The sequence below is a fragment of the Gimesia fumaroli genome, assembly GCF_007754425.1.
In the GTDB taxonomy this organism is placed as follows: Bacteria; Planctomycetota; Planctomycetia; order Planctomycetales; family Planctomycetaceae; genus Gimesia; species Gimesia fumaroli.
The window spans coordinates 595,770-622,092 of record NZ_CP037452.1 but is presented as its reverse complement, the minus strand read 5'-3'; the positions used below and the strand labels follow the sequence as shown (position 1 = coordinate 622,092).

The 26,323-nt window shown below is 47.9% G+C and carries 28 protein-coding genes; 13 read left to right on the top strand and 15 right to left on the bottom strand.

Going from position 1 to position 26,323, the window contains the following annotated elements:
- Positions 1-274 precede the first annotated feature (274 nt).
- The 8 genes from Enr17x_RS02420 to Enr17x_RS02385 all read right to left on the bottom strand — a co-directional run bounded on the left by Enr17x_RS02420 (position 275) and on the right by Enr17x_RS02385 (position 7,364).
- Positions 275-1,249 carry a hypothetical protein gene (locus Enr17x_RS02420; protein ID WP_145305640.1) on the bottom strand — a complete coding sequence of 325 codons (975 nt, stop codon included), beginning with the start codon at positions 1,247-1,249 and terminating at the stop codon, positions 275-277.
- Positions 1,224-2,159 carry a replication-relaxation family protein gene (locus tag Enr17x_RS02415; RefSeq protein ID WP_145305639.1) on the bottom strand — a complete coding sequence of 312 codons (936 nt, stop codon included), beginning with the start codon at positions 2,157-2,159 and terminating at the stop codon, positions 1,224-1,226. Before Enr17x_RS02415 ends, Enr17x_RS02420 begins: the two co-directional genes overlap by 26 nt.
- A gap of 9 nt (positions 2,160-2,168) precedes the next feature.
- Entirely contained in the window at positions 2,169-4,043 is a 1,875-nt protein-coding gene (locus tag Enr17x_RS02410) for a type IV secretory system conjugative DNA transfer family protein (protein ID WP_145305638.1), read from the bottom strand.
- Positions 4,040-4,726, bottom strand: a complete 687-nt coding sequence (locus Enr17x_RS02405) for a hypothetical protein (RefSeq protein ID WP_145305637.1) — start codon at positions 4,724-4,726, stop codon at positions 4,040-4,042. The genes Enr17x_RS02410 and Enr17x_RS02405 overlap by 4 nt, the downstream gene beginning before the upstream one ends.
- A gap of 53 nt (positions 4,727-4,779) precedes the next feature.
- Positions 4,780-5,727, bottom strand: a complete 948-nt coding sequence (locus Enr17x_RS02400) for a HesA/MoeB/ThiF family protein (protein ID WP_145305636.1) — start codon at positions 5,725-5,727, stop codon at positions 4,780-4,782.
- A 72-nt stretch (positions 5,728-5,799) separates the two neighbouring features.
- Positions 5,800-6,456 (bottom strand): hypothetical protein, encoded by a 657-nt coding sequence (locus Enr17x_RS02395; RefSeq protein ID WP_145305635.1) that lies wholly within the window; start codon positions 6,454-6,456, stop codon positions 5,800-5,802.
- Between the two features lie 287 nt (positions 6,457-6,743).
- Entirely contained in the window at positions 6,744-7,043 is a 300-nt protein-coding gene (locus Enr17x_RS02390; protein WP_145305634.1) for a hypothetical protein, read from the bottom strand.
- Between the two features lie 105 nt (positions 7,044-7,148).
- A complete protein-coding gene (locus Enr17x_RS02385; RefSeq protein WP_145305633.1) occupies positions 7,149-7,364 on the bottom strand; it encodes a hypothetical protein in 216 nt (71 codons plus the stop codon).
- A gap of 356 nt (positions 7,365-7,720) precedes the next feature.
- Between Enr17x_RS02385 and Enr17x_RS02380 the strand changes: the two genes are divergently transcribed.
- The 4 genes from Enr17x_RS02380 to Enr17x_RS02365 are packed head-to-tail and all read left to right on the top strand — an operon-like array spanning position 7,721 to position 12,261.
- On the top strand, positions 7,721-7,939 hold the full coding sequence (locus Enr17x_RS02380; RefSeq protein WP_145305632.1) for a hypothetical protein: 219 nt from the start codon (positions 7,721-7,723) through the stop codon (positions 7,937-7,939).
- A 22-nt stretch (positions 7,940-7,961) separates the two neighbouring features.
- Positions 7,962-8,498: an RNA polymerase sigma factor gene (locus tag Enr17x_RS02375; RefSeq protein WP_145305631.1), complete on the top strand. Its 537-nt coding sequence runs from the start codon at positions 7,962-7,964 to the stop codon at positions 8,496-8,498.
- Positions 8,495-9,217: a hypothetical protein gene (locus Enr17x_RS02370; protein ID WP_145305630.1), complete on the top strand. Its 723-nt coding sequence runs from the start codon at positions 8,495-8,497 to the stop codon at positions 9,215-9,217. The genes Enr17x_RS02375 and Enr17x_RS02370 overlap by 4 nt, the downstream gene beginning before the upstream one ends.
- Before the next feature lie 35 nt (positions 9,218-9,252).
- A complete protein-coding gene (locus tag Enr17x_RS02365) occupies positions 9,253-12,261 on the top strand; it encodes a tetratricopeptide repeat protein (protein WP_145305629.1) in 3,009 nt (1,002 codons plus the stop codon).
- A 759-nt stretch (positions 12,262-13,020) separates the two neighbouring features.
- Here the strand turns inward: Enr17x_RS02365 and tnpC are convergent.
- Genes tnpC through tnpA form a run of 3 tightly spaced genes read right to left on the bottom strand, consistent with a single transcriptional unit; the run spans position 13,021 to position 15,343 of the window.
- The gene (gene tnpC, locus Enr17x_RS02360) at positions 13,021-14,595 is read right to left on the bottom strand and encodes an IS66 family transposase (protein WP_232100793.1); all 1,575 of its coding nucleotides are present in this window, start codon (positions 14,593-14,595) and stop codon (positions 13,021-13,023) included.
- A gap of 44 nt (positions 14,596-14,639) precedes the next feature.
- Positions 14,640-15,002 carry an IS66 family insertion sequence element accessory protein TnpB gene (gene tnpB, locus Enr17x_RS02355; RefSeq protein ID WP_145305628.1) on the bottom strand — a complete coding sequence of 121 codons (363 nt, stop codon included), beginning with the start codon at positions 15,000-15,002 and terminating at the stop codon, positions 14,640-14,642.
- Positions 14,996-15,343, bottom strand: a complete 348-nt coding sequence (tnpA, locus tag Enr17x_RS02350; RefSeq protein WP_145305627.1) for an IS66 family insertion sequence element accessory protein TnpA — start codon at positions 15,341-15,343, stop codon at positions 14,996-14,998. Before tnpA ends, tnpB begins: the two co-directional genes overlap by 7 nt.
- A 69-nt stretch (positions 15,344-15,412) precedes the next feature.
- Between tnpA and Enr17x_RS02345 the strand changes: the two genes are divergently transcribed.
- The 8 genes from Enr17x_RS02345 (at position 15,413) to Enr17x_RS02310 (ending at position 21,384) form a co-directional block, all read left to right on the top strand.
- The gene (locus Enr17x_RS02345; protein WP_145305626.1) at positions 15,413-16,228 is read left to right on the top strand and encodes a hypothetical protein; all 816 of its coding nucleotides are present in this window, start codon (positions 15,413-15,415) and stop codon (positions 16,226-16,228) included.
- A 33-nt stretch (positions 16,229-16,261) separates the two neighbouring features.
- Positions 16,262-17,436 (top strand): IS3 family transposase gene (locus Enr17x_RS02340; RefSeq protein ID WP_232100921.1). Its coding sequence is split into 2 segments (ribosomal slippage): positions 16,262-16,535 and positions 16,535-17,436, totalling 1,176 coding nucleotides; the frame shifts between segments, so codons are not numbered across the junction.
- Between the two features lie 36 nt (positions 17,437-17,472).
- Complete coding sequence (locus tag Enr17x_RS02335; protein WP_145305625.1) at positions 17,473-18,183, top strand: radical SAM protein; 711 nt, start codon at positions 17,473-17,475, stop codon at positions 18,181-18,183.
- Between the two features lie 32 nt (positions 18,184-18,215).
- On the top strand, positions 18,216-18,878 hold the full coding sequence (locus Enr17x_RS02330; RefSeq protein WP_198000929.1) for a B3/B4 domain-containing protein: 663 nt from the start codon (positions 18,216-18,218) through the stop codon (positions 18,876-18,878).
- Between the two features lie 13 nt (positions 18,879-18,891).
- A complete protein-coding gene (locus tag Enr17x_RS02325) occupies positions 18,892-19,566 on the top strand; it encodes a class I SAM-dependent methyltransferase (RefSeq protein WP_145305623.1) in 675 nt (224 codons plus the stop codon).
- A gap of 75 nt (positions 19,567-19,641) precedes the next feature.
- Positions 19,642-19,890, top strand: a complete 249-nt coding sequence (locus Enr17x_RS02320; protein WP_145305622.1) for a hypothetical protein — start codon at positions 19,642-19,644, stop codon at positions 19,888-19,890.
- A gap of 457 nt (positions 19,891-20,347) precedes the next feature.
- Positions 20,348-20,581 carry a helix-turn-helix domain-containing protein gene (locus tag Enr17x_RS02315; RefSeq protein ID WP_145305621.1) on the top strand — a complete coding sequence of 78 codons (234 nt, stop codon included), beginning with the start codon at positions 20,348-20,350 and terminating at the stop codon, positions 20,579-20,581.
- A 68-nt stretch (positions 20,582-20,649) separates the two neighbouring features.
- Positions 20,650-21,384 (top strand): hypothetical protein, encoded by a 735-nt coding sequence (locus tag Enr17x_RS02310; RefSeq protein WP_145305620.1) that lies wholly within the window; start codon positions 20,650-20,652, stop codon positions 21,382-21,384.
- Between the two features lie 193 nt (positions 21,385-21,577).
- Here Enr17x_RS02310 and Enr17x_RS02305 read toward each other — a convergent pair whose 3' ends face one another.
- The 3 genes from Enr17x_RS02305 to Enr17x_RS02295 form a co-directional block, all read right to left on the bottom strand.
- A complete protein-coding gene (locus tag Enr17x_RS02305) occupies positions 21,578-21,949 on the bottom strand; it encodes a hypothetical protein (protein WP_145305619.1) in 372 nt (123 codons plus the stop codon).
- Positions 21,936-22,154, bottom strand: a complete 219-nt coding sequence (locus Enr17x_RS02300) for a hypothetical protein (protein WP_145305618.1) — start codon at positions 22,152-22,154, stop codon at positions 21,936-21,938. The genes Enr17x_RS02305 and Enr17x_RS02300 overlap by 14 nt, the downstream gene beginning before the upstream one ends.
- Positions 22,155-22,274: 120 nt before the next feature.
- Positions 22,275-25,295, bottom strand: coding sequence for a DNA methyltransferase family protein (locus Enr17x_RS02295; RefSeq protein WP_145305617.1), 3,021 nt, complete (start codon positions 25,293-25,295; stop codon positions 22,275-22,277).
- Between the two features lie 11 nt (positions 25,296-25,306).
- On the opposite strand from Enr17x_RS02295, the gene Enr17x_RS02290 reads away from it, so the two are divergent.
- Complete coding sequence (locus tag Enr17x_RS02290) at positions 25,307-26,023, top strand: Fic/DOC family protein (RefSeq protein WP_198000928.1); 717 nt, start codon at positions 25,307-25,309, stop codon at positions 26,021-26,023.
- Here Enr17x_RS02290 and Enr17x_RS02285 read toward each other — a convergent pair.
- Positions 25,989-26,198: a hypothetical protein gene (locus tag Enr17x_RS02285; protein WP_145305615.1), complete on the bottom strand. Its 210-nt coding sequence runs from the start codon at positions 26,196-26,198 to the stop codon at positions 25,989-25,991. The two genes, Enr17x_RS02290 and Enr17x_RS02285, sit on opposite strands and share 35 nt — an antisense overlap.
- Between the last annotated feature and the right edge of the window lie 125 nt (positions 26,199-26,323).

Below are 26,323 nucleotides of genomic sequence, written 5' to 3'. Positions count from 1 at the left end.
GAAAGACCTGTCTCAATTAAATACCAAACCAACCCTCTCTGGTCGGGGCAAAATTGAAATGGTCGTTACATCCAATAAAAGTTGATGAGCGAGGGAGAATAACCTGCTCATCGAGTTGGATTCCTGATGGGAATCATGGTCAGCTTTAGAAAGCGTCTGGTACGTTCGAAAACGACACTCAACACATCCGCGAGCCTGCATACAGAAGTTGACAACGGCAACTTCTGTATGACACACTGTTCTCACTCCTTCGGAATCGCTTCCGTCATGATGGTTAGATCATCATAAATGCGACTCCTACCACCAAATGCAGAGCCAGGAGGCTCAATTCAAGTCCCATGCCCGGGAGGACACGGGGCTTGTTGGATTTTCGAGTTGGCTGTGAAGCCCACTCGATGGTTTGAAACAGGTTTCGCCACTTTCCTTCCTGTTTTTTGAACTGAGTTGTCTGCTTCTGAAAACTGCTTAGATCTTCGAGAAGCATTCGCCTCTGTTCTGTCAACCGATTCCAGTCATTAGCAAGGTCGACCTGGCGGGCGAGCAGTTGCATATTGACAAGAGTGGGCTGTTTCCAAAACTGAAACCAATGTGGTTTCGCAATGACAATTGGTGCCATCATTTTGGAATCGACATCGTGTCGAACTGTGGTTGGTACGTGTTCCATACAATTAGGGGTGAAATGGGGTACAAAAACCGCCCGTGGGCGGACATCGAAAAAGTTCGCTCCTGTAAAACGCTGCCGTGTCAGCGTGTACAAGAGATCTCGAACTTCCTGGATGTATTCAATCCGGTTATGCCGGAATTTAATCTCATGAAATGTACGCAATGGACTGTTATGCAGACTTACGTGCTGTCGGCCAAACAAAAACAGCCCGGCATTGCCGGTTCGTAAAAAACAAAACAACATACATGGGATGGCGTACGACTTATGCTCTTCTGACCAGAGGAAGAAGAGTGGGAAATTGTTCGACAGCGGCAGGCATATGGCCGGGAGCTGACGGATGGTTTTCCGGGGGTGTCGGGGGCGATCTAGCCCCGACCTCACAGGTTGACTCGTTCCCCCCCTGGAAAGCTGTGAGGTCGGGGCTGGATTGAGCTTGCCGAATGACAGCCCCGGCACCCGTAAGTCGTTGGTGGGCAAACAAATACACATACAACCCACAAAACAGCCCGCGTATGTCGGGGCGGAGACCTGCCCGGAGACCCGGAAACAGACGATTTGATCATGGTTTTGAGAGGGCCAACGCATTGTCTGTCTCCTCTCTATTGAGAGTTAGTTCCGATGATATGGTTGACGGTGCCGTTGTCTTGACCAACGGTTGTGGCTCGGCGGAATCGGTACGATACCAGACCCGTTCATGCAGGAATGTTTGGGGTGTTAATTCCGTCAGTGAGGCGAACCGCCAGAAATCCGCGCCTGTTTTTTTATGAAAAGCACGCCGTAATGCATCGCGCCGTTTTTCATTCGGTGCAACCATCACCACGGTGAACCGATTCAGAGTCGTGGCCGGAAACTGTTTCCGATGCCGTTGTTGGCGATGGAGTTCCGTATAGCCGGGAGACTTCAACGCAGCGACACGATTGTGACTGTAGTTATCACGGTCTCGATCCTGCTCCAGGTAAAAGACGCCACGATGCCCGTCTACTTCCAGCAGAAAACCGGAGTCCGGAGCACAGATGATTTTTTTAGGGGCTGTCTTCAGTTCAGCATATAAGCGAATTCGCTGCTTGGGATCAGGGTTCTCCGGATTGAGAAACTCCTGCTCGTTGCACCAGGTCATCAATTTGACTTCGCTCTGTGCAATCGCTTTGTCGAGCAAAATATGCGTGTTGGCGACTGCCAGATAATGGTACAGGTGCATCGGCTGCGCAATGCTGGTCGGTTTCGCTAAATACCGATCATCTTCAAAATGCTCCGCTAAAAACTGGCAACCCTGCTTCGCCAGATGATAGACGGGAGCAGGTGTCTCATCGCGCGGGTTGACAACCAGCATTCTTTGTTTGCTGATATAACCATCCCGCACCAGTGCCGAGAGGCGCCGACGTGAAAGCCGACCATCCACGTCGGTCGGATAACACTCCTGCTGGATCATGCGACGGTTCATCAGAAAATACCGTCCCAAGGCAGCAAGTACCGGGATGTCACGTGTGGTTATCATGGTTCACCTTCAATTGGGGAAAGGGTCATCACCGGTATCTTTTTCCGGCAATGCCAGCCCCAGATTTTTGATCATGGTTTCCAGTTCAGTTTGGTGTGCTTGCAACACCTCGCGCGGCGAAGGAAATATCTGGGTCAGAATTTGTAAGTATTGTTCGACATGTTGAGCCACAAATCTGGGCGACCATCTTGCGGGGTCTTGTGCGAGAGGGAACTGAATCTTCATCGGGTTCTCTGATCCGTGGGCAATCGCTTCTCCAATCTGTAGCGACGCAAGCAGCGTGGCATTCATCATCTGATGTTCCTGGGGAGTAAAATAGGTAATCCCGGTCACCACCGACCGCCACCGCAGTCGGGGAACCAGCGATTGTTTATATGTTTTTCCGAACGTTTTTCCGGCTGATTTCGACCAACTGCGACTGGTCTGATGAGAGTTCCCTCGTGATCCTCCCTTTGTCGTAGACTTTCCTTCCGAACTATTGGTCGAAGTCCCAGTCGCCTGGGACTGAGACTGACTCACCGCATTCTGGAGTTGTTGCATCTGCTTGGTATAACCTGATGAATCAGAGCGGTTGTTTGATGTCCCCGTTGAATGACTGTCGGTATCACTCCATTGTTCGGTGTCAGTCGTGCCATCCGATTCGGAGCCACCGGTGCCCTCCGTTTCAGACTCACTTTCACTGCGATCCATCAACGTGACGAGATCATGCCCTGCCTGATATTGCTGGGTCTGCACCATTTCGTGTTTGACACGTTTAGGATCATAGGTGGGAAGACCAATGATCTCTCCGAAAAACTTCGCATCATAGGGGTGCTTATGCCGGAACAAAAAATGCAGCCCACACTGACCAATCAACGCATTGAGCAAACGATCATCTGCACGATCCGGAAATGGATTGGCTCCCTGTGTGGCACAAACCAGCCGCAATAAAAACTTCCGTATTTGACCGGCTGCTGCTGTCAGTTCCGGTCCCGACCCTTTGGCAAAGACCGGAAGCTCGTCTAAGAAAGCGAAATAGGGGACTGGTCTTTCGCTGTTGAACACATCATGCAACAACTCGGCGATGAACAGATTCGCGAGAATCTGCTGGTCTTCTTCCCGTAATACACCACCCCGCCTGAGATTCACAATTACGATCGCATTCTTTCGGCGTAACTGTCCGAAGTCGAGCACACTCGTTGTCCGGGAGAGCATCGCTTCGGTAATCGGATTGCTGAAAAACCCGAGAATACGATTGCGAGTGCTTTCTATTTCCTCTCGAATATCCTGCGGACGCCCGGCAGCCAGGTGCTCAAAGAAGTGTCTTGCCATCACGTCCGGCACTGCTTGTACGAGAGCATTGTAAATATCTGAACCGACATCAAGGAATTGTTTGGCATCGGCAAGCGGTAGACCAAGTTGAGCCAGTGTGGTCAGAATGCGCATCGTCCAGGTAAACAGCCGAGGCCGGCTATTGAAATCTTCTTCGCCCCAGGCAGCCAGCAGAATCCGGCTGACATGCCCGATTTTATTGGTCAACCGGGCACGATATTGAATGGGGTCAGAGCTTGGTTCCACCGAAAGGGGATTGATACACGTCGTCCGTGACGTATCAGCCGGATCGATGTAGATCACTCGGTTACGGATTGATTCCTTTTGTGCCAGACACCAATCACGCATATCTTCAGGATCTTCGCCATGTGGACTAATAAACATCCACCCGTATCCCTCAAGAGCCAATGATTGCATCAGCACCTTCATCGCATTCGACTTTCCAAATCCTGAATCACCAGAAATCAGGATACCAGCCATGCTCTTCTGAAAGAGCTGCTTTGATGAATAGAACGATCTCTTCTGTCGCGATGGAGATTGTTTCTGTGTGGGAACTCGGATCAGTTGATTCATGCGGTATCTCCCTGATTTCCGAGCGTCATTTCCATTAATGATTCCACCAAACGTTGATTCTGGGCTTCCAGCAACTGCTGTTTGGTCTCTGGGTCAAGAGAAGCTTGATTAAGGGCGGCTGTACGGTCGGTATGCTCCTGCTGCATCCGTTCCAGTGTCGCAGAGAAATTCTCCGTTGGTCGTTGGGTCCGGTGCTGACCCTGTCGCGAGGCTTCCTGCTGGATGTAGCTCGCTTCAAAACTGGCGATCCCCAGCGCCTCCACAAGAGTCGTCAATGAATCGAGCAAGGTTTGGGTATCGGTTCCGGCACGCAATCGTTTTACAAAATGCCGGACCAGTTGCGGGCGAAATCGACGGTATTGCCGTTGCCGTGAAGCGAGAGGCACATCACGGGCCGCTTCAGCACAGGAAGCAGCCCGCTGAAAATCAGGGGCCTGGCCGATTTGCAATAATGCCACCTGCAATTCTCGGTATTTCTTGTTGAGTTGGATCTGTCTTTGCTGACGTTCTCTGTTTTGACGTTGACGCTGCAATCGATTTTGGGCCAGACGTTGCGTCGCAGCCGTCTCTTGATTTCTTTGGAGAGTCCGACGTTCATTCGCCGACCGGCTTGCCTGGTAGAGTCGTTTTCCTATCCACCAGGCTCCGCCGGTCAACGCACCGAGTACAAGAAATGGTTCCATTGATTTACCTCATATTTCATAATCGACATTGTTATTGTGAAGTCAGCGTTCCCTTAAGTTGATTCAACAGTCTGGTTCACATGGCTTTGATCCGTTCTGATACGAACGGATGAAGGCGCGCCATGCAAAGGGGGCCAAAACTTGATTCCGCGATACGTTTCGCAATCGGGACAACATTCGTTTCCCTGATCAGGATCGCTCAAAGCAATCGCATTCCAGGCGAAATAAGATGAGCAGTTCTCCTCAATTCCCAGGTGCTTCCGAATGACATCCTTGCCGTTAATTTGAAAATCAGGACTGATGCTGACCTGAATGAATTGTCGATCTCCCAATTGGTCGATCAATTTACCAAAGCGATTGTCACTCCCTCGCGTCAGTAACCCTAAACAGAGATGACCGGCAATCGAATCAAGCAGTTGGACATCAAAGATCGTGGCTCCGTCACTCGGTGGATCGAGCGAACGACCTTCACTTTTCGCTTTCTCTTGAGCTTTGTAACGTCCACTACAGAGGCAGCGAAAACAGCACTCCAGTTCAGGATGCCAAAAGACAACTTCCCCACCTAAGCCACCAGTATAAAGGCCAATCCAGATCGCTGAGGTGTTGAGCAGCAAGGCAACCTCATTGCCACGAGATTGTGCTGCAAAGCTGTCGGTGGCGAAGATAAACAGACTGGTATCGCCAAATGCTTCACGGATTTCATCATCGTTCAAGGTCGTAAAATCGATCGGGAAGCACTCGACCGTGGCACCGGGATTGATGGCTCGAATCTTATTGGCAACCGCATTCACTTTCGCTATCCCGATATCAGCTGGAGAATGCCCCTGCCGGGATATATTCACATTCTCAATCATATCCGGATCAATCAGCTTCCAATGTTGAACCCCACACCGAGTCAGGTTTTCAATCAGGGGAGCAGACCCACCTGCACCGACAATGGTGACCACTTTGTTTTGAATCGTCGGGATATCAATTACGTTTTCAATACGAGCAAATTGCATGAGTTCAGTCTTTCATAAAATGTGAAAAGGGTTCCTGGATCAACTGAGGCTTACTTATGGCTAGCCAAAAAGTTAAATCAGAATCAAGCGGGGAATCAGCACTTCCCGGGGACTTTCCGCATGGATGAGATAGGGATAAAGGCGACCGTTACAAATGATGGGCAGCATGACTTGAGTCGCTTCCTTGTTCTTGGGGTTGGCGAACAACTGGGCGACATATACCAGATCGCCAAGCGAGGGTTGCAGCACACCGGGCGGATGGACGTGTACGACTCCCTTGCAATTCAAAGCAACCCCTTTATATTTCCGCAACGTTTTATTGAGACTTGCGGCATCCAGGGTAAATGAAGAATAGGTCGCTCGTCCGTTTTTATCTGGGATATAATGTGTCACCAAATCGTCTTCCTCTGACGGTCCCAGCAGCATGCCTGCTTTTTCTCTGCGGAATGGTAGTTCGACCAGGTCATCCATAATTTCACGATAAGCTGATTGCGTCATCTTCAGGATCGGACTGAAACCAGACACTCTGTCGTGATCGTAGACCGCAATGTCGTCAGCCGGACTGCTTTGCTTTTGATGACCAGCTGGAATCACAGGACCTGCTTTAATCAGACGATTTTGTTCTGATGCTTCTTGTGAGCAAAATGGGTTAGACATCATAAACTGATGCAGATTTCTACGCAGTAGGCCCGGTAGATCCACCAGAAAAGTGCTTGGTACATAAAACATATTGGTACTCCAAGTTGTTGAGGATTTGGTGGGGATGATTGAGGCCGGAAAAAACCAGAGATCGGTCATTGTGTACCGATCCCTGGTAGAGGCCTTACATAACGAATGGATGTGCGAAATTTTCACTAATTGTCAGAATGCAACGTTCCGCCATCCAGCTCTTCGATTCCGAACAGTACGATTTTCATAGCGAACCCTTTCATAAATGTCGTTCCGCATAGTGACCTGTCATCATTCCATCGCCGAAACCTGGCCCGATGAAACAACGACTTAAAAAAATAATGCCTTTAGACATTCACACGTTTACGACCGTTGGGAAATTTTCCGGTGCGTATAAAGCGAGAGTACCCTTCACAGAATGCCATCCCGATCGCTTTTGCCTTATCGAGGGATTTCGGTTCTTTGCCCGCAGCAACACAAACTTCACCACTTGAGTAAAGATGGCAGTCATTGACATTGGTACTGCGTGGGTTGTGAGGGTGTCTCGTACAAGTGATTTTGTAGGTGGGACTGAGCCATCCTTTTTCTTCATACTTAATTGTGTAGTCATCGGTACCATCGACGCGATAGTTTTTGGTCACTGCCATTGTTGGTGCTCCTTTTTAAGGAATAAGTAATTTTTGCTGAGCCAGCACAACGAAACTGGCCTCAAACAGTAAAGGATTTCTCTCGTCAGATTTCAGAGTTAAAACTTACACGTTTTTCGATCCCACACTTTTCTCTTTAAGAGAGTCGCCATTCTTCTTTTCAATCTGTGACTGACGAAATCGAAGAAGTTTTTGCAGTTCAGGAAAACAGAGGATGGCATGATCAATCGAACCATCTGCAGACGATATTTCGACCGCTTCTCCTTCGCGGCCTGCATATTCACAGGTCGCTTTTTTGTGAAAATTGTGAATCGTATACATAAAACACTCCTGTTGATTCTGTTGTCCTTGCAAACCCCTCCGGCATACTCCGGCGATGACTTGCGTCCTCACCTATGTAGTTGCGCGAGCGATAAAATATTCGGATCAAAGTGACAAGATTCTCAAAGATTTTAAAAAATCGTCCGCAGCACGAATGAGACGGCTTTGAAAGCAAGAGGAATTGGCTCATTTGTTTGTGAAATGAGATCGATATTTTGAGAGGGGAGTGTTATGCTGGGTCTATCTGTATATTTCCTTTTTTTACGATGAATAGTCCAAATAACAAGAACGGAATATCAGAAGAAGTATCACCTGATGACAATGAGTGCTGCCAGATTGCCAAAACTCTACATGAGATGGCTGAACATCTGGAAGAAGGTGGGCCCGCTGTTGTGATCGAGGACGTAATTGCTTATGCCCACCAGGTCCTGCATCCTGTATTAGACAACTCTGTTGGCAAGAACATTGTCCGGTATCGGTCATGGAACGAAGCGTATCGACAAGCCGCAAGAGATCGGGTTAAGATTGAAAAAGAAATAGAAAAGGCTTCTTCAGAAGATGAGCATGAAGTGTAGAAGTTGATTTCGAGGGAATACCATGTGTGATCACCGATCAGATCAAGATGAATTCGATGCGGAATCGTTTCGAGGCCGCGTGCAAGGATTCATTATGCAATCGGTCAAAGATTGGGCTATAGCAGAGGATTTGACACAGGAAACATTTTTTGCATTTTGGAAAAGTAGCGATGCAGATACGATCGCGGGCGATCGTCAGGCGTTCCTTTTTTCGATAGCCTATAATCAGGTGAAAGCCTACTGGCGAAAGAAAAAAACGATTCCAGTCTCGAATAAAATCCTTGATTCCTATCAAAGTCCCAATGTCGAATATTCGAGAGAAGAACAGTTGGCAAACATCCAACATCTTTTGAACCTGCTAAGAGAGCACTTTACACACGAAGATGTTGCATTAATGTCAATGAAATATCTTGACAAGCTGACCTTTGAGCAAATTGCCGTTGAACTTAACTGTGTGGCTAGTACCGCATCAGATCGTCATCAAAGAATCTTGAATCAGCTTCGAGTGCTCGCCAAAGAAAATCCTCCCCCAGATTTTGAAACCGGGAGTTCATTATGAAAAATGACAATTCTCATGAAGATGAAAACCCCGTTATTAAGGGATTGCAAGAAATGCTTTCCAATCTCGAAGAGGGGGGGCCAGACGTGGTGATGGAAGATGTTATTGCTTATGTACATCAATTCCTTCCTCCCGAGATCGATGACCGTGTTGGCAAAAATATTGTCCGATATCGTGCATGGAACAAGGCGTATCGCGAAGCAGTACGGGAACGCGTCGCTGTGGATAGAATGGTTGCCGGACAAGATTGGATCACCGTCTGGAATCGCAATCACAAGCGTCACTCTTTACCATTGCCGACTCAAGAGGAAACGGTCTGCATCGCACTGTTGGCAGGGAAGTCAAAGTCCGTTCCCCTCCGCAACCTGTTTCAAGATTTGGGACAACGTGCTCAAATCACGAACCTTGTTCATCTCCAACAAATTGCCGAAGGGGCTGTCCAACACGGTTTTCTATCTGCCGAAGAACATGAGTTGGAATTGAGTGAGGAAACAGAAGAATTTACCCTGCGAGGAGGCCCAGATAGTGAACCTCAAACAGAAAGAACCTTCCAATTGGCCCAGTCCTCTGAGGAGTTATTAGCAAGCGTTTGCCAACAACTTCTGGAAAACAGGACACTAACCGAAGAGGTCAAACAAAGCCTGCTCAAATTGGCAGATGCACTCCTGCTGGCTCAACCCTTGAAAAATAGCTTTGCAGACTGGTTGAGAGAGCTGTAATTTATTTTGCCATTCCCGGTTGGAGAAATTCTATTATGGATTTTTTAGAATGGCTTGATATTGCAGAGAATCTGATCACGGAGGAAGACCTCGACTCAGCGATAGAGATTTTACAGTCGAATCTTAATTTCAAACAGAATCACCCTCCGATTGCAGAGTGTGAAGCATTACGGTTGCTGGGATACATTCTTAACATCCGGGAAGATTATGCTGCTGCCCAACAGAGGTTAAAAGAGGGAATTCAAATCGCTGAAATAAACGGTCTGCCTGCTCAATCATTGGCAGTCTGTCTGGAGGAATTAGCGAAAACTTATTGGGCAACAGAGAAGTACTCAGATGCAGAAGCGATTCTCAAAGCGGCGATTCTTCTTTTTCAGGACGAGATCGTTGATATCGAAACACAGTTTAATTGCTTCTACTTGTTAGGAGAAGTTTTGAGTCAACTCGGGAATGATAGGGAGGCGGAAAAGCATCTCGTAAAAGCTGTTCATCTTGCGAGAGAAGAACTGTTTGAACCGGAAATCATGTCTGATTGTCTCCGTGCTCTGGGCGATGTATTGCAAAATCTAAAACAGTTCGACGCGGCAGAACAAACCCTGTTAGAAGCTGTTGCATTTGCTTCTCAAGAATCTGTTCCTGCAGATAAACTATGTGATTCGCTCTGTCTGCTTGCCACTCTGTTTCACAATCAAGGGGAATACGGAAAAGCAGACCGGCATTTGCATCATGCAGCACAGGTTGCCAAAAAACAGGATGTATCCCCAATCTCAAGATGCTACTCCTTTCAGTTGCTTGGAGAATCACTGTTATCACAGGGCAGAGATGAAGAAGCAATTTCGTTTTTGTTTGATGCATTTGAAATTGCCAATACGAATTCACTGCCTGCCCAAACACGCTGCATATGCACATGGGCCTTGGGTGAAGGGCTGCATAATCTGGATCGGTATGAAGAAGCGGAAAAACATTTTTCCACTGCGGTTGAAATTGCCAGGAATGAGTCTGTTGATACGCATACGCTGTGCGATTGCCTCTACTCACATGCAGAGCTTTTATACAGCAAGTGGAATCAAAGTGGACAGAAGGAAAATCTCATTCAAGCGGAAGAACTTCTGACTGAGTCCATTCACATTGCTCAACAAGATGGGAAGATTGAACAATCGCTTTGTAACGCGCTTTGCAATCTAGGGGAAGTCCTGCGTTGTCAAAATCGTCCTCAGGCAGCAGAGCAAATACTTCAGCAAGCGTTACAAGTTGCAGAAGAAAACAATCTCGCAGCTTTACATCATTGCAATTGTTTGCGTTCGTTATCGCAACTTCAAACAGATCAGCATCAGTATACTGAAGCAATCAGTACCTTAGAGAAGGCAAGTCATCAATTATCGAATTACATCGCCTCTCATCACGGGATGGCGGGCGTTCCCAATGTTCTCGCAACGTATCACAACATTTTCTCGAACGGTTTTCAACTTTGCGAGCAAACCTTGAAGGAGACGGGGTTCTCCGAAAAAGAACTCCTCTGGAAGTTGCTGGCATTCTGGGATACGGAGAAATGTACCTCTGTCCGAGAACGGCTCCGCCTGCAAATATCTCAACCGTGTTCAACCAAACAAATTCCAAACCAATCAAGATGGATCAGCGGCCCCAGGGATTGGCAACAACTTTTCAAACAAACGACAGACAAAATACCTGACTATCAACTCGCCACACTTCGGACTCTGTGTAGCCAATCGGTTGTAGAGAATCAACCAGTCAATACCCTGCTGGAACTATCTGACCAAAGTGATGATGAACGGAAAGCCCAATTCTGCCAACCGATTGCACAAAGCGAGTTGAATCATCTGCTGGCAACTGACCAGTCCATCATCATTGGGTTTTACCTTGAGGACAAAGATCTGGTAATTCTACCCATTCGTCGTGATCGTCAAACAAAAGAGCCGACAATCATTCACAATGGAAATTGTCTGTTTCGGCTTCTCAACGTTCGAGATCAATTAGAGGAGCTTCTACAACTTCAGCAGCAGATGGTCCCAGTACTGAAGAAATATCGCCTGGTCGGCAAACAACCGGCAGATATTGATAATGAAATCGGAAGCTGGCAGCAATCAATTTCCTCGCCACTTTTTTCACTCTTTCAATGGGACAAACTCTTTGAACTCATCACACACCCGGAAGAAGAGTCCGGGCAATTGCATTTGACGCTCATCCCCGATGGTATGCTCTATCAATTCCCACTCCACGCAGCCTATGACAAAAAAACTGGTCGTCGATTATTCGAGCAAGTTGCCAGCATCAACTATGCACTCTCCTTACGGACACTCGAATTACAAAAGCAGATTGATCTCCAGGATGCTTCAAACCAGTCATCTATCCAAGGGACCGTTTTTGCGTACTCCAACCCTGATGGAGCGCAAGATAATCAATTCCTGGCGTATGTTCATCAGGAAGTTGCCAGCATGGTCGGTGAGGTAGGTATCGATCATCTCTGGATTCATGGAGACCGGAAACCAGAACCTGCCTGCCGAGAAAATATGCGAGAACGTCATTCTCTTGGTAACCTCTTATGGAACATCGGGCATGGCGGCAGCGGTGAAAAAGAAGATCGATTCGACGTTCCAGGCAGGGGAGAGCAAACCGTTCTACGTCCGTCTATTTTGCTCGCTGATGGAATTGTTTCTGATTCCCGAATGGTCGCGGAGCAATATGATTTTTCCACATTGCAACTCAACCACTATTCCTGCTGTACGTTGGGGAGGACGACATCTCTGAAATCAACTCAAGAACTGGAAGGCTGGATTGCCTCGCTTACACTGCTTGGTTGCCGACGGATTTCAAGTGCCATCTGGGAACTCTGCGATGCCGCCGCAGCCGACTTCGGACGCTGCTGGATCAAAGCACTGAAAGAACACGCTTTCATCGAATCACCACAACCCCACGCCTTTGCAGTCGCATTCAAACAAGCTCTGACAGAATTCCGCACACTCGAAGATGGTCGCTGGAACCACGAATTCTATTGGGCACCTTATGTTCTTTATGGCGTGCCGTGACCACAATTAGTTGTCCCTGAAAAACAGTATCACGACTAAAGCCCATTATTTATCGGCCAAAATGACCGGGCGTTCTGTCTGGGACACTGATTTTGTGGACGTGTTTCTGAATGCAAAAAAACGCATTAGTGGGGGGGGAAAGGTTAATATTCCAAACTACATTACTGTTGACCCCCAATGTGGTTTTGCGTACACTGTGTGAATGCGTCAATTCTATTGAAGACTTGTATATATTCGGCGTAGAAAAGAAGAAAGAGTGTTTGTATTTCACTTCTTTCATAAGGGAAATGTGGCATTTCTAAAAATGTAAAGTCCCACGGAGGCTGCTTGATAACTCGAAGCATATGCCACTTGTGCACCACAGGCACTGAGGATTGACTCTGGAACTTTAACTTTTTTCTTGTGCTACGGGAGACTTTTACTATCGATTTATTCTGGTGAGTCAGATGAAACCGTCTTGGGCTATCGCAAGCCTTCTACGACTATATTATGCACGCCGTATTAAAATCTTGTTTTGAAGCACAATAACAATGGCCTAATAGGCAAAGTACCTTGCATATTTGAGACAAAAGATTCAATCAATAACATATGATTTGCGTCGATATTGCAAGTTGAGGGCCTTAAATGAATCGGTTAATAAATTTACCACCGCTCAGAGTAATAGCTGTCTCAGCCCCTGAATTTCCATTTGGTAGATCAGACGTAACCGTTTCAGCAAATACACGGTCTATCAATGACTGAACTGAATCGCTGCCGGGTTCAGCGTCGGCGGGTGTAGTGGGCTTCCGGGTGTTGCTTCAGCCATTGGTCTGGCAGCAGTTCTTCCAGGCGATCGGCGGCGTGATCGGTGATCCGCGTCAACACATCGCGCAGATAGGCAAACGGTTCCACTTCGTTTGCTTTGCAACTGGCCATCAGGCTGTAATGCACGGCGGCCGCCTGGCCGCCCCGGTCGCTGCCGACGAACAGATAATTCTTCCGGCCGAGGGCACAGGGACGCAAGGTGCGTTCGGCCAGGTTGTTGTCAATCGACAGGATGCCCTCGGTACAATACCGCGTAAACCCGGACCAGCGGCTTAACAGATATTGAATCGCCGCTGCCACCGGACTTTTCGGTAACAGACTGCGCGCGGTTTCCGTCAACCAGTCGCAGAACTTTTCCAGTATCGGTAGCGCCTGTTTCTGTCGCAACTGCCAGCGGCGTTTCCACCAGTGTTCGCAGTCCGCCGGCTGTGGCAGATCCGACTTCAACACGCCGGCTTCCCGTTCGATCGCGTATAACTGCTGGATAAACAATAATGCCCGGTGAGCGGCTTCCGGCTGCACCGTCCGCGCATCGTAAAACTTGCGTCGCGCATGCGCCCAGCACAAGACCTGGTGAATTCTGCCTGACCGGTACAGTTCTTCGTAGCCGGCATACGCGTCTGCCTGCAGATAACCGCAAAAGTGTTCTAAAAACGCCTGGGGACCGGCGCGTTCCCGGTTCGGGGTGAAATCATAGACCGAATACGGGTGCGCGACATCGCCACAGTAAACCCAGAACCGGCCGGTCCGCGTGCGGGAAAGCCGTTGGTCCTGGACGGGAATCGTCGTATCATCCGTATGTACGACGCTGGATTGCAAAACCCGGCTTTTCATCAGATCAATCAGCGGTTGCAGTAATTCTGCGGTTTCCAGGACCCAGCGGCTCATCGTGCTCCGCGAAAGCTGTACGCCATTCCGGCTGAGAATGGATTCATGACGATACAGGGGGAGATGATCTGAGTATTTCCCCACCAGGATCGTCGAGAGCAAGCCGGGGCCGGCGAAGCCTTTGGCAATCGGCCGGGCAGGAACTGGAGCCAGCGCCACATGCTCTTCACACTCCCGGCACGCGTATTTGAAACGTACGTGCTCGATCACTTTCAGGCTGGCAGGAATGAATTCTAACTGTTCGTGGCTGATTTCTCCGATCCGCTGCCGTGTCTGGTCGCAGCAGGGACAGCGTTTTTCCGATTCGGTCAGGTCATGCTCTACCCGTTCCCGAGGCAGATGATCGGGCAGCTTGTTACGGCCACCGCCACGACGGCGATGTGCGGAAACCGTCGTGGGAGGAGGTTCATCGTCCTCGGGCTCGGCCGCTTCCTCTGGAGTATCGGGTTCGTCAAACAGACTCATTTGATTGGGGGCGATCTTTTCAGAACGGGCGCCAAACCGCTGTCGCAGCAGCCGATCAATGAAATGTTTGAGTTGCTCGACTTCCCGCTGTTGCTCTCCCACGGTCTCACCCAACTGGTGAATCATATCATGGCAGGATTGGACGTCGTTCGGCAATGAGGATCGTTTCTGGTTCATGTTCCACGTCTTAACATAATCGTTGTCAGGCGGGAACTGTTTTTTTATGAAGTCGATACTTTTTCTGAAATCTGATAGCGTTTTCTGCGCTGCACGCTGGTCAGGTCGATGCCCTGCAGCAGGAGCCCCAGGTCGATTGAGGACAGTTGTAGGCCATGTGTGCCCTCCGGGCTGGAGAGACGCTGATATGTGCCCGCTTCCAGCCGTTTATACCAGATGGCCAGACCATCGTGGTCCCAGTACAGCAGCTTGATCCGATCCTGTTTTTTGTTGAGAAACACAAATAGTCCCCCGTCGAGTACGTTTTGCTGCAGGTAGACTTCGGTCATTCGCAGGAGGCCGTCAAAACTTTTGCGCATATCGGTGGGGACCGTGCAGAAATAAATGCGGGTGGGCAGATTCAGCATGCGCGCTGCTCCAGCGCGGCGAGCACGGTTTCGAGCGTGGTTTGATCACAGCCGTTTCCGACGCGAACCGAGGTGCCCTGTGAGAACACGATTTCAATCGGCGTGGCAGGGAGTTGGACTTCAACGGGCAGAAAGGAAGCTGCAGCGGTTGTCTCGGCATCCCGCTTTTTCAGTTCCCGTCGCCAGTAGTGGTAAGCTGGTTCGCTGAGTCCCTCACGCTGACAGAAGGCACGGATCGAGAGTCCGGACTGCAGTCGGTCAGAAAGGGTTTGTCGCCAGAACGCTTCACGGTTCGGGTTCCGTCGCTGGTCGGCACGCGGGGTTGGCTGGGATGCGGGCATCGCTTTCGCTCCTGAATATGCTGGTGGTTAAAACACATGCAGAATACGATACACGTCAAGGTGTATTTTGTGGGCCGGTTACGATCAGACACACTTTCCCTGTGTTCCAGAGATCCAGTTAGCTTATACAATGCTACAAGATATGCTGCTTTTTTGGCTTCAAAAGGACAAGGAGCTTGGGGGAAAAGCAATTGGGTTGAAATCTGCCAGCCCTATAACACCAAGCATCTACTACTTCATTCTTGGGATGAAGAAAAAAGTCAACTAATAGATTTGATTAACAGTGAAAAACCTAATTTAGTACTAATTGGAACAATGACAATCTGTTTTCCTGGTGCTATTGAGTGCGCAAAACTAGCTAAAAAAATCCTGGGGAAGAATGTAACTGTTGTACTGGGAGGGAAACATATCAATGAAACAGTTTACATAAATTCCTTAAATGAGGTTTCTATTCTAAAAAATGCACCAATCAATCTCCAAAAAGAAAAAGTAATCCCTGATGTATTTGATCTGTTTGTGTCAGGCGAAGCTGAGCACCTCATAGTCAGACTTGGTGAACTCATTATGACAGATTCAAATCCTGAAAATGTCAAGAAAAGAATTGCTGATACTAGCATAAGCGAGATCGACACTCCTGGAGAATGGATTATTTCCACCATTATTGAAGACGAAATTGTCTCTCAGGTTGGAAATACAAAACTCAAGAATGATGAAGTCCCTTCCGCAATTTCAGTTTTTGGAACAAAAAGTGACGGTTTTGATGTGTTTCCTGGAACCGTCACAGGCCAGCTATTTAGCCATTACAGTATGGGCTGTGTTTACAAATGCTCTTTCTGTAGTGAAAGCAGTTGGCATGCTCCCCTTAACTTGATCCATTTGTTGTGAGAGTTTCCAATAGACTTTTTATAGGAGACAATCATGACGAAACGACGCAGTAAACGACATACCCCGGAACAGATTATCCGCAAATTGCGAGACGCCGAGGCGATGCAGAATGCGGGAAAGACAATTGGCGAAATCTGCCAGCAGATGGGAATCAGTGAGCAGACCTTTCATCGCTGGCGAACTCAGTACGGCGGGATGAAGGCCGAAGAGGCCAAACGGCTCAAAGAACTGGAGCAGGAAAACAGCCGACTCAAGAAGCTGCTCGCTGAAGCCGAACTCGATAAAGCGATGCTCAAGGATATTGCGGAGGGAAACTTCTAAGCCCTTCTCGCAAACGCCAGGCAGTCCAGCATCTGCAGGAAACATATGAGGTTTCAGAACGCAAAGCCTGTCAGTTGGTGGATCAGCCCCGTTCCAGTCAACGCTATCAGGCGACTCCACCTGATGGTGAAGCCGCTTTGCTGAAACAGATCCTGAAGCTGGTACGGCGACACCCCCGTTTCGGGTATCGCCGTATCGGCAGGATGATGCAGGCGACTGGCTGGAAGGTGAACCTGAAACGGATCTACCGCTTGTGGCGTCGAGAAGGGCTCAAAGTCCCCAGAAAACAAAGAAAAAAACGCTCGTTGGGTACGGGAGCGAATGCCTGTCATCGCCGTCGGCCTGAGAGGAAAAACCACGTGTGGTGCTGGGATTTTATTTTTGATCGCACAGAAACGGGGACCACACTCAAGTGGCTCACGATTTTAGACGAGTATACGAGGGAGTGTCTGGCCTTGCAGGTGGATCGTCACATCACCAGTGAGCATGTGATCGATGTTCTGGCTGAGCTGTTTAAAACGCACGGTGTGCCAGAATATATTCGAAGTGACAACGGCAGTGAATTCGTTTCCCAGGCGATACGTGTCTGGCTGAAACGGATCGGTGTGGAGACGCTGTATATCGAACCAGCCAGCCCCTGGGAGAATGGTTATGCAGAGAGTTTCCACAGTCGAGTGCGGGATGAGTTCATGAACTGTGAGATCTTCGAAAACCTGAAATCCGCCCGGAAGCAGACAGCAGCCTGGAAAGAACAATACAACACAGTGCGGCCACACAGTTCCTTGGGGTACCGCACGCCCAGAGATTTTTCAGAGCAGTGTTCCTCTTCCAGACGGACTACGTCCGCCTTCCAGAGAAACACTGCTGAGACCCCAATACTCTCATAGCAACTGGTACAGAAATGGGGGGCCTGTCACAGTACAATGTCATTTGGTAGAATTGAGAAACAAAATTCTCCAAAAATCCTTTACCAACAAATGAAAGATTGCGCTGACTATGTCCATAGTCACTATCCTGGCTTTGGTGCAAGTGCGTTTGTTGAAGATTCAATATTACTCGGTGGGTCTCGAACATCAATCAATAAGCTTATTTCCTTAATATCTAATGAACCACTTCAATTACAGTGGGGCTGTCAGTTTACACTAGATATTGGAATTAATAATCTGGAGTTGCTTTATCGTCTGTCTACTATTGGGTTAAAGTACATTTTTTTTGGGCTAGAAACTACATCGGACGACGTATCAAAGAAAATGCATAAAAATATTAGATCTACAAGTTGGGCGACTAGGTCGGAGTACTTTATTCGGGAATTGTGTTCGATGGGTATAAACGTGGGTATCGCAGTTCTCTTCGGTCTTGGAGAATCACAAACAGAGCGAATTCAACTTCTTGATTTCGTTTCTTACTTGAGATCAACATTCAGTAATTTAATGGCTGTTAGCTACAATTGGGCAGTCAGACATCCGATGAGAGATCCTGGAAATCCATATCAATATAATAAATGGGGAATTGATTCTCCAGAGTTTATTGAACTATTTAAAGACTTTGGTGAAGCGTCTGTTAAGTACCCACTAGAAGGCGTAGCCCCCCCTACCCTAAAAGAGTTGCGTGAACTTACCAACCATGTACGATAGGGTATGTTTCATAATATTGCATGGAGAATTCAATGAATTACTTATCTATAGCGGATGGTCTAAAGAATATTTGCAAAAACTTATCATTAGGTGTGATTACATCAGAAGTCATTGTTCAAAAACACACAGAAGAATTATGGCGTTTAATTAACGAAGAGATTGAAAATGTACAACAAACTCTCTCTTTAGATACATTATCTGAATCTTTTGAAATACAGCATTTAAGACAAGCTTATAAATCTCTAGGAAAATCTCCATCTAGATATAGAGGTTCAGCTGAGGCATTGATAAGAAGAATTCTACAGGGAAAAGGTTTGTACAAGGTTAACAATATCGTTGACATAAATAATTATCTATCTATTTGGACACAGAAGTCTGTTGGTTCTTATGACATTGATAAAATCACTTTCCCGGCAGAATTCCGAATTGGGAATAATGGTGAATGCTATAAAGGAATTGGAAAGGAGATTATTAATATTTCCGAGCTTCCAGTATTTTCCGATACGACAGGCCCATATGGCAGCCCAACGAGTGATTCAGAACGTGCGATGATTCGCTTGTCTACAAAAAATATCATGACTGTAATTATTTCATTCTCAGGCACAAATAATCTAGACAACGAGCTTCAAAAAGCAGCTGAATTACTTTCAGTTCATGCAAATGCAAGTAATATTACAACTTCGATCGTGGTGTAGTCAGGAGGAGGATGTGAACCTATATCAGGAAGGGGTTGGAGACTCTCTAGTCCAAGATGAGAATTATCCTCCCGGAATTTCGGCTTATCTAGAAGATGAGAAAATATTTCTTGAATCATTTCTCCCTTTCACGAAACTTGTAGAGGTTGGTTGTATGTTCGGAAGATATCTCACATGGTGTCTGGATTCTGATATCCAGTATGTTGGGATTGATGTCATCCAACGGTATATTGAGATGGGCGAGAAACGTGTTTTTGATGAAAAAATACATCGCGAGCGCGTAAGCTTTATACAATCTGATGCTGTTTATCTCCATAATCTCGATCTGGGAAGTGAGTGTGTACTTTTTTTCCCATTCAATAGCTTCGGTAATATGGATGACTACCAAAGAGTATTGCTAAGCTTATATAAGTCTAATTTAAAATATATTATCTGCTCTTATGACATAGGCGAAGAGGCAAATAGCATCCGAAGAGAATACTATTTGAAATGTGGTTTTTCCGATGTTACTCTTCTTTCAGAAAAAAGAGGGGTAAAATTTAAGTCCAAGTATGGTTTAAAATCATGGGCATATAATCCTGATTACATAATTAAAATAATGTCTGATATTGGAATCAAATCAAACTATAAAATGTTTGGCAAGATCGGAATTGGCTACTATTCAGAAAACTTGGCGTCAAATAGGTAATTTTTGATAGAAGATGTTTCTCAAAAGATTAATACAACTTATAAAATAACTTAGAGAAGAAACTGCTTAATGACCATGAACGAGCAAGAATCTAATGTTCCTGATGTAAATGTCATAGATCGAATAATTGAGTATTCAGAAATTTGCCTGAATGACCATCCCGATTCAGTCAAGGCTCGACAGTTTTTTGAAGACCATAAGCATCTTCCGAAATTTGAAGTAAACGCGATACAGCACTACCAGATGATAAAAGATGATTTGTATGAATTAGAGCAGAAGTTTGGAAAAAATATTCAACGACCTGACGAAAATATATCTTCGTAGCGAGAATGTCGTTCAAATAACTTTACGTTTATTCAAATATTACATTTAAGGAAATACTTGGTAAGCCTTTCTCGCAAACATTTGACGTTTCCGAACGCAAAGCCTGCTCCTAATATTTAGATTGATTAGATTCATGCAACCACTCACTCCATGAACCCTATCTACGGATCTAAAAAAAGGCGGCAAACGTAAACCAATTTGCCGCCCTACTCTCCTCAGTTTTCTTCAGAACCTACTTTTTTCGAAGCGCCCCCCACTTCGGTTGTCGAGGGTGATTGTGTAGGTTTTTCCTTCTTCTCTTCTTCTGGCCCCTTTGAACCGCCGTTAGTCATTACTTTCTCCTTTTCAGTAAATGAGTGTCAATACCATTTTCCCATTACAGGAAATTTCCTATTTTGGGAAATTCTATCCAACCGAATAGTCTGCTGCAACTCGAAATTCAAAAAGAGCAGGCTAAATGAAGAAATCCCGTTACTCACAAAAATACTCACAGTTATTAAAGGCTTTAAAAGAAGCCCGTATTGAAGCTGGATTGACCCAAACGACAGTAGGGAAAAAATTTGGAGCGCACGCTTCATTTGTCTCTAAATGTGAATCAGGCGAAAGAAGAATTGATGTGATTGAACTTGCTTCTTTCTGTAAGATCTATAACATCCCACTCGCTGATTTTTTGCAACGTATCGAACTCTGACGAGTATTGATTGAGAGCAATTCTCACTACTTTCAGCCTTCAGCTCCCAAAAACATAACAATTCGTTGATGCTTTTAAAAGTATCACATGAGTCTGCAAAGAATGGAGTCGTCACAAACACAGCAGACGATCATCTGGGCGCTATGTTTTACAGGCATCCACATTCTGCGGAGTTGATGGTCCTGGACTGGCGCATGACGCAAGATCCAAGTATCGTGTCGGTACTCTTGAAAGAAATTTCTTCCAGCAACTTCGGGCTTCTCATCGCATTTGTGTTGCCTGGCTTCACGGCCTTGTGGGGCGCATCGTATCTGTCGCCGGTGCTGCGTTCATGGCTGACCACCGCTGATCCTGCTGGTCCCACGGTGGGCGGCTTTCTGTATGTGACACTGGCATCAGTCGCTTGCGGACTGACGGTGAGTACCGTGCGCTGGGCGACCATCGATTGGATACACCATTACACGGGGCTGCCACGACCGAGATGGGACTTTTCACGTCTTCAGGAACACTTTGCTGCCTACAAGATTCTTAATGAGATCCACTATAAATTCTACTTGTTCAACAGTAACACTTTGATTTCAGTCGTGTTCGTGTTCATCGCCAGACGCATCCATCTGGGTTTCTGGACCGCCCCGTTTGGCTGGGGCGATGCCGGCCTGCTCCTGCTCTCCTGTATCCTCTATATCGGATCGCGCGACACACTTCGCAATTTTTATGATCGCGTGAGCGACTTGCTCGCGACCAAACGTCCTGAGATGATCGACTGCGAGCAGACAGTCGAGGCTGTCGGCGAAACCGGTTAACCTGTGGACACCCAATAGCCAGGAAATTTTCCACGTGCCCTCATTTTGAACTATCAAGCAATACTTGATAGTTGCCCAATCGGAAAAGAAAGCAGCGAGCCATAGAATATTTAAAATACAGATCCTGACGATCAATCGATTGAAGAATTGACTAAAATCCCCGTGTTTGGCACACGGGGAGTGTCTGAAACATTCAGGCACAATACTGACAACGTCCATGCTCTTCGGGTGTCTGGAGAATCGGTTCCACTGCGCAGGCAAAATCGTGGTTGTCGTCTTTGCCTGCCAAGGTGTCTTTCACGTAACGGATCGCCCGTTCTGAATCGCACCAGGAAAACGTGATGCTTTCAATTTGCAGCGGTTTTCCAGTGGAAGTATTCAGCTTGATGACGGCATATTCCTGAGCACCATCTTCGCTGGTTGCATCATTTAGCCAGACATATTCAGGCTGTCCCTTAATCCGGAAGGCATTACAGCAACACCAGGTCGTCTTGCACAGTTTGTGAGCCAGTTCCTCAGCCGATGCGACTTCGGAAACAAACCAGCGTCGATTAGTGTGCATCATGGTTCATCTTATCCTCTCCATTCAACTTTCTTGAATAAAAGGGGACATAATATTCCATGCAGCCATCTCCGAATGCATCCGGTTCAACCCGATAGGTCTCACCACATTCCGTACAGGAAACGGTCATGGTGGCATCATCGGCGTCGATGACTTCCAGTGTACCGCCGCAGACCTGACAGGTTCCCTCATCGCGATTCACCAACATCTTTCCTCTCCTTCATTGTCATTTCAAAGACCTGAGAATGCGTCCAGACGCATTCCTGCCTACGTGACAGGAATGAGCAGAATGAAGGAAGAGATTTCAGAGCGCAACCAAATCAATGGTTTATCTGGCAATGGTCACGATGCGTGTACGGACTCCCGTTTTACGGAAGGCTTCGGAACTATTGAAGGCGTCTTCGGAAAGTTGTTCGGAGTCCCCACCGACTTCATCCAGCCAGTTCCGAAATTCTGTCGCTTGCGTATCATTCCGGAAGAAGGGGCCTTCGCTCATGATGGCGACCAGCTTGCCATTCGGAGCCAGGAGATCAAACGCATGACGTACATGCTCCATGTCGGCCCCCTTCTCGAAGGGGGGATTCATAACGATCCGGTCGTATTCGCCTTGATGCTCCAGAAAGTTGCCACGTTCAACGGAGTGTCCTTTCGCTGCGAGCACGTCGAACAGAGTGCCGTTGAGTTCGATGGCGGTCAGCCTTGCATCGGGACAATGTTCACGCAGCATGTCGAGAATATCCCCTTTCCCGGCAGACGGTTCGAGAATCCGTGCCTCCGGCGGAATGTCTGCCAGTTCCAGCATTCTGGAAATCACGGACCGGGGAGTCGGGAAGAACCCTTCCAGTTTTTTGCCGATCAGTGCCTGTTCTGCCTTGAGAACCGGATCATCGGCCTGTTTCTTTTGCAAATGAGGAATCAATTCCCGCAATGCCATGCGGAGTTCGGGAAGGGTCTGAATGTTGGCGGCATGGAGCCGTTTAAAGTCGTCCAGTGAGCGTTCAAGCCATTGGACATCGATGCCGGCTCCTTTACAGCGGTTACAGAATTCAGTGAACTCATTGATTTCGTACTCTTTCTGAAACGCGATGAACTCTCCTGCTGCAGCAGTTCGTTTTTTCAGTTTCTCCGCCCGTTGTTTGAGGCCTTTGCGGTTAGCGGCACTGGTTATCACTGCTTCCAGATTCCGTTTGTAAATATTCGGATAAGGGAACTCAGCGAAGTCAGCATCCTCCACCTCCAGTGGACGCTGATCGAGTTCTTCAACGGTATTGTGACGTTCCCAGACACCGAGGTCTCCCTTTTCCCTGAGGAGTAACTCATTTCGCTTGCGTTTGGCACGCCTGAGAACATTGATCAGGGTACTCAGCTGAGTCTTGGTGCGAATGCCATCCAGATACAGGGTTTCTCCCGCCGCAAGTCCGGTCGCCAGGCGACGCATCGTTCCTGCAAAGGCAAGTTCCGCATAAGCCCGTCCACGAATCCCGGCTGCCATTTCTGAACGCCGTACGGTATTGGTAAGACGATCCTGATGAAGTGCTGCATTCGCAGACTGTTCCAGATCACTGGTCAGTTGAAGAAGTCGTTCACTGGCGGTTTCAATCTTACGTGTTTTGCGATCTGCCAGTTCATCGCTTCGATCTGCATTGCCTTGCAAGAGTGATTGGAATTTCTGTGCGGAATCTTCATTCTTGAACTGAAAACCGGCATCAGCCTTTTTGAAACTGGACCACCAGCCTCCCAGTTGTTGTGCCTTGAATTTCAAGTCGCTGAATGTGGCACGATCCACGCGCTCGCTCAACTGACAAATCCAGAGTGGGATATTCTGTCGGGTGTGAAATCCCTCCTTGATTGTAATTTGCAGGTCGGCGACATCTCCCGAGAATTGTTCCACGGTTGCTGTTTTTCTATTGGCACGCTCCGCGCGTGTCTGCTTTGCTTGCAGCCGGTCAAAAGCGACTCTCTGTTCGGGACGGAGTTCTGTTTCGCCTTTATGATTCACAAAGTATCGGAATTCTTCCAGCGTTTCCGGTCGAGTGAGTGACTTCTCGATTTTATCTGACCTGGCCGTTCGATCCTGGAGATAGGACTGAATCTCTTCCTCACCGATTGATTCAACCGCCTTCTGAATGGCCGTTTCATAGGTCTCACCTGAAAAAGGTTGATACATCACAGTCTTTTGGAGCGTATAAGCCTGCATCATGGAGCGGATGATTGCTTCGGCATTTTGCTGTTTGGTGTTCCGACCAGCATCAAAGCAGCCAAAACGAGACGCCAATTTCTTCAATTCCTGCGCATTCTTTTCGGAAATCAGCTGAGTCAGCAGTTGTTCTCTGCCGGAGACCAGCCGAGCAAAGTTGGCCTGAAGTGCGGACGCATTGATGTCAGCGGTATCGATGCGCTGTAAGAAGACTTTGAAGTCATCGAGCGTATAAGGCCGGTGATTGTCCGTGTGTGATTCCACACCTTTGCCGTGGGAATCACGCAACGAGACATCAGCGGAGTCCGCATTCGATGACAAAGTGGGTTCTGTTTGAATCGGCACCGCTGCCTGTTCCAGGGGGACTTGCTCAGGCATGTCCGGAACCGTGACAGGATCCGGAGTAGACGCCTCTGGCTGTTGGGCGGCCGTATCATGCTGTCTGACCACATCCGGTTCGACAAACCCAAATAGACTTCCCTCAAAATACCGGAGCATTTCGGTGCGGGCTTTCTGCTGCAGCTCATTGCCACCTGCATCGATCTCGCGATCAAAAAACTGTTTGGCCCTGCTGACAAACTGATCCACACACTCTTCGCGGGATTCATACTCCGCCCACGGAGTAGTATTCCCCCTCAGATCTCCCACATGGTATCTCAAATCCGTACGCAGTGCCCAACGGCCGGAAGGGAGTAGTGCAATCTCATACTCTGCCGATGCCCCTTGATCTTTTGTCTGAAGCTTGCGAACCCCCTCGCTGGCTTCCTTTGCCGGATCACGAACCGTTCTCTCCCACTCCTCATGCTGTTGAATCCGCTCATTCAAATCCCCGGTAATGGCTGATCCGGCTGGTTCTTCAGTCGAATGTTCCGCTGGTGAGTCACATTGCTGATCAACGTCCTCTGTGGTTGTCATGTCTTCCCCGAAATCGGCTTGTGACCGTGCAGACTTCAAAAAATTCCCAGCATGACTTTCAGGAACAGTTTCATCGCCTGCCGTCAGACATCCATTCTGAACGGCCCAGCGAAAATCCTCCCGAATTTCATCAATCACTTCCCGGAGGACACGGACTTCCTGAGCCAGCAATTCAACAGCTTCCTGCAATTCGGAAAGGGATTCTCTCGTGTTGGCTTGGTGGTTGTTTTTTGACATTGATGGGCAGAGTGCCAGAGTATCATTGCCGCATCAAGTACATGATCGATCTGGTAATTGGGAAATGCTCTCGCTACAGTACGGGTATGGGAAAAAATCAGCACGATAAATATGATGTGTCGGGCAATATCGAAGCCGAGTATGTCGATGAAGCGGAGAAGGTGCTCGTCAACAAACGGGGAATCCGAGACCTTGAGACACTGCAAATCGCGGAGGAAGAGGGACTCACCAGGGCGTATGAATCGTTACTGGCAGAAGTCAGAACCGACACGCCGATGACTGCGGAACTACTTCGCCATATCCATTCCCGCATCTTTGGAGACATTTACGAATGGGCGGGTCGCTGGCGTACCGTGCTGATCAGCAAACCGGGAGCCATCTGGCCTCCCCCGCATTATCTCGACGAGTCCATGCAGACGTTTGAGCAGGAAGTGTTACAGAAATACCCGCCAGCTAAGCTGGTCAGCGATGAGGCATTTTGCGAAGCTGTGGGGGAAATTCAGGGGGAGTTCCTGGCCATTCATCCCTTCCGGGAAGGAAACGCCAGAACGATCAAGCTGATGACGAATCTGCTTTCGATCCAAGCGGGCAGACCCCTGCTGAAATATGATCTGTCAGCAACGGGCACGCAACAGTATATTGAAGCCGCCAAAGCGGCACTGGCTCGAAAAGACTATCAGCCGATGATACAGATTACTCAGCAGGCTTTGAAACGGGCTCAGCAGTAGCCATTGCTTCCAGCTGTTCTCTGAGCCTGATACGGATCTCATCCGTAAACGGAGGCAGTCCTTCGATAATGCTGTCGCGTTCCGCAACTTCCAGAATGCGTGCGTGCCGTTCTGCCGCATCCTGTAAATGGGGTGAGGCTTCCCGTAATGTCTTTCCTGTTCCGAAGTGATTCATACCACTATTATACTACGCTACGGGAACAATGGCTATGGGATTTTGCCAAAATGAGGACTTGGATTTTCGCTTCAAACTCCTCAAAACACTGTGAAACGATCACGAAATCAGCCGAAACCAGAGAT

What these genes read in the sequence shown, in the direction of transcription:
- Enr17x_RS02400 (WP_145305636.1), bottom strand. Translation starts at nt 5,727, where the DNA reads ATGCAATTTGCTCGTATTGAAAACGTAATTGATATCCCGACGATTCAA.
- Enr17x_RS02315 (WP_145305621.1), top strand. Translation starts at nt 20,348, where the DNA reads ATGAAGAAATCCCGTTACTCACAAAAATACTCACAGTTATTAAAGGCT.
- tnpB (WP_145305628.1), bottom strand. Translation starts at nt 15,002, where the DNA reads ATGCTGAATCTGCCCACCCGCATTTATTTCTGCACGGTCCCCACCGAT.
- tnpA (WP_145305627.1), bottom strand. Translation starts at nt 15,343, where the DNA reads ATGCCCGCATCCCAGCCAACCCCGCGTGCCGACCAGCGACGGAACCCG.
- Enr17x_RS02295 (WP_145305617.1), bottom strand. Translation starts at nt 25,295, where the DNA reads ATGTCAAAAAACAACCACCAAGCCAACACGAGAGAATCCCTTTCCGAA.
- Enr17x_RS02390 (WP_145305634.1), bottom strand. Translation starts at nt 7,043, where the DNA reads ATGGCAGTGACCAAAAACTATCGCGTCGATGGTACCGATGACTACACA.
- Enr17x_RS02385 (WP_145305633.1), bottom strand. Translation starts at nt 7,364, where the DNA reads ATGTATACGATTCACAATTTTCACAAAAAAGCGACCTGTGAATATGCA.
- Enr17x_RS02415 (WP_145305639.1), bottom strand. Translation starts at nt 2,159, where the DNA reads ATGATAACCACACGTGACATCCCGGTACTTGCTGCCTTGGGACGGTAT.
- Enr17x_RS02370 (WP_145305630.1), top strand. Translation starts at nt 8,495, where the DNA reads ATGAAAAATGACAATTCTCATGAAGATGAAAACCCCGTTATTAAGGGA.
- Enr17x_RS02320 (WP_145305622.1), top strand. Translation starts at nt 19,642, where the DNA reads ATGAACGAGCAAGAATCTAATGTTCCTGATGTAAATGTCATAGATCGA.
- Enr17x_RS02410 (WP_145305638.1), bottom strand. Translation starts at nt 4,043, where the DNA reads ATGAATCAACTGATCCGAGTTCCCACACAGAAACAATCTCCATCGCGA.
- Enr17x_RS02335 (WP_145305625.1), top strand. Translation starts at nt 17,473, where the DNA reads ATGTCATTTGGTAGAATTGAGAAACAAAATTCTCCAAAAATCCTTTAC.
- Enr17x_RS02300 (WP_145305618.1), bottom strand. Translation starts at nt 22,154, where the DNA reads ATGTTGGTGAATCGCGATGAGGGAACCTGTCAGGTCTGCGGCGGTACA.
- Enr17x_RS02395 (WP_145305635.1), bottom strand. Translation starts at nt 6,456, where the DNA reads ATGTTTTATGTACCAAGCACTTTTCTGGTGGATCTACCGGGCCTACTG.
- tnpC (WP_232100793.1), bottom strand. Translation starts at nt 14,595, where the DNA reads ATGAACCAGAAACGATCCTCATTGCCGAACGACGTCCAATCCTGCCAT.
- Enr17x_RS02405 (WP_145305637.1), bottom strand. Translation starts at nt 4,726, where the DNA reads ATGGAACCATTTCTTGTACTCGGTGCGTTGACCGGCGGAGCCTGGTGG.
- Enr17x_RS02365 (WP_145305629.1), top strand. Translation starts at nt 9,253, where the DNA reads ATGGATTTTTTAGAATGGCTTGATATTGCAGAGAATCTGATCACGGAG.
- Enr17x_RS02310 (WP_145305620.1), top strand. Translation starts at nt 20,650, where the DNA reads ATGCTTTTAAAAGTATCACATGAGTCTGCAAAGAATGGAGTCGTCACA.
- Enr17x_RS02330 (WP_198000929.1), top strand. Translation starts at nt 18,216, where the DNA reads ATGAATTACTTATCTATAGCGGATGGTCTAAAGAATATTTGCAAAAAC.
- Enr17x_RS02305 (WP_145305619.1), bottom strand. Translation starts at nt 21,949, where the DNA reads ATGATGCACACTAATCGACGCTGGTTTGTTTCCGAAGTCGCATCGGCT.
- Enr17x_RS02380 (WP_145305632.1), top strand. Translation starts at nt 7,721, where the DNA reads ATGGCTGAACATCTGGAAGAAGGTGGGCCCGCTGTTGTGATCGAGGAC.
- Enr17x_RS02375 (WP_145305631.1), top strand. Translation starts at nt 7,962, where the DNA reads ATGTGTGATCACCGATCAGATCAAGATGAATTCGATGCGGAATCGTTT.
- Enr17x_RS02420 (WP_145305640.1), bottom strand. Translation starts at nt 1,249, where the DNA reads ATGCGTTGGCCCTCTCAAAACCATGATCAAATCGTCTGTTTCCGGGTC.
- Enr17x_RS02285 (WP_145305615.1), bottom strand. Translation starts at nt 26,198, where the DNA reads ATGAATCACTTCGGAACAGGAAAGACATTACGGGAAGCCTCACCCCAT.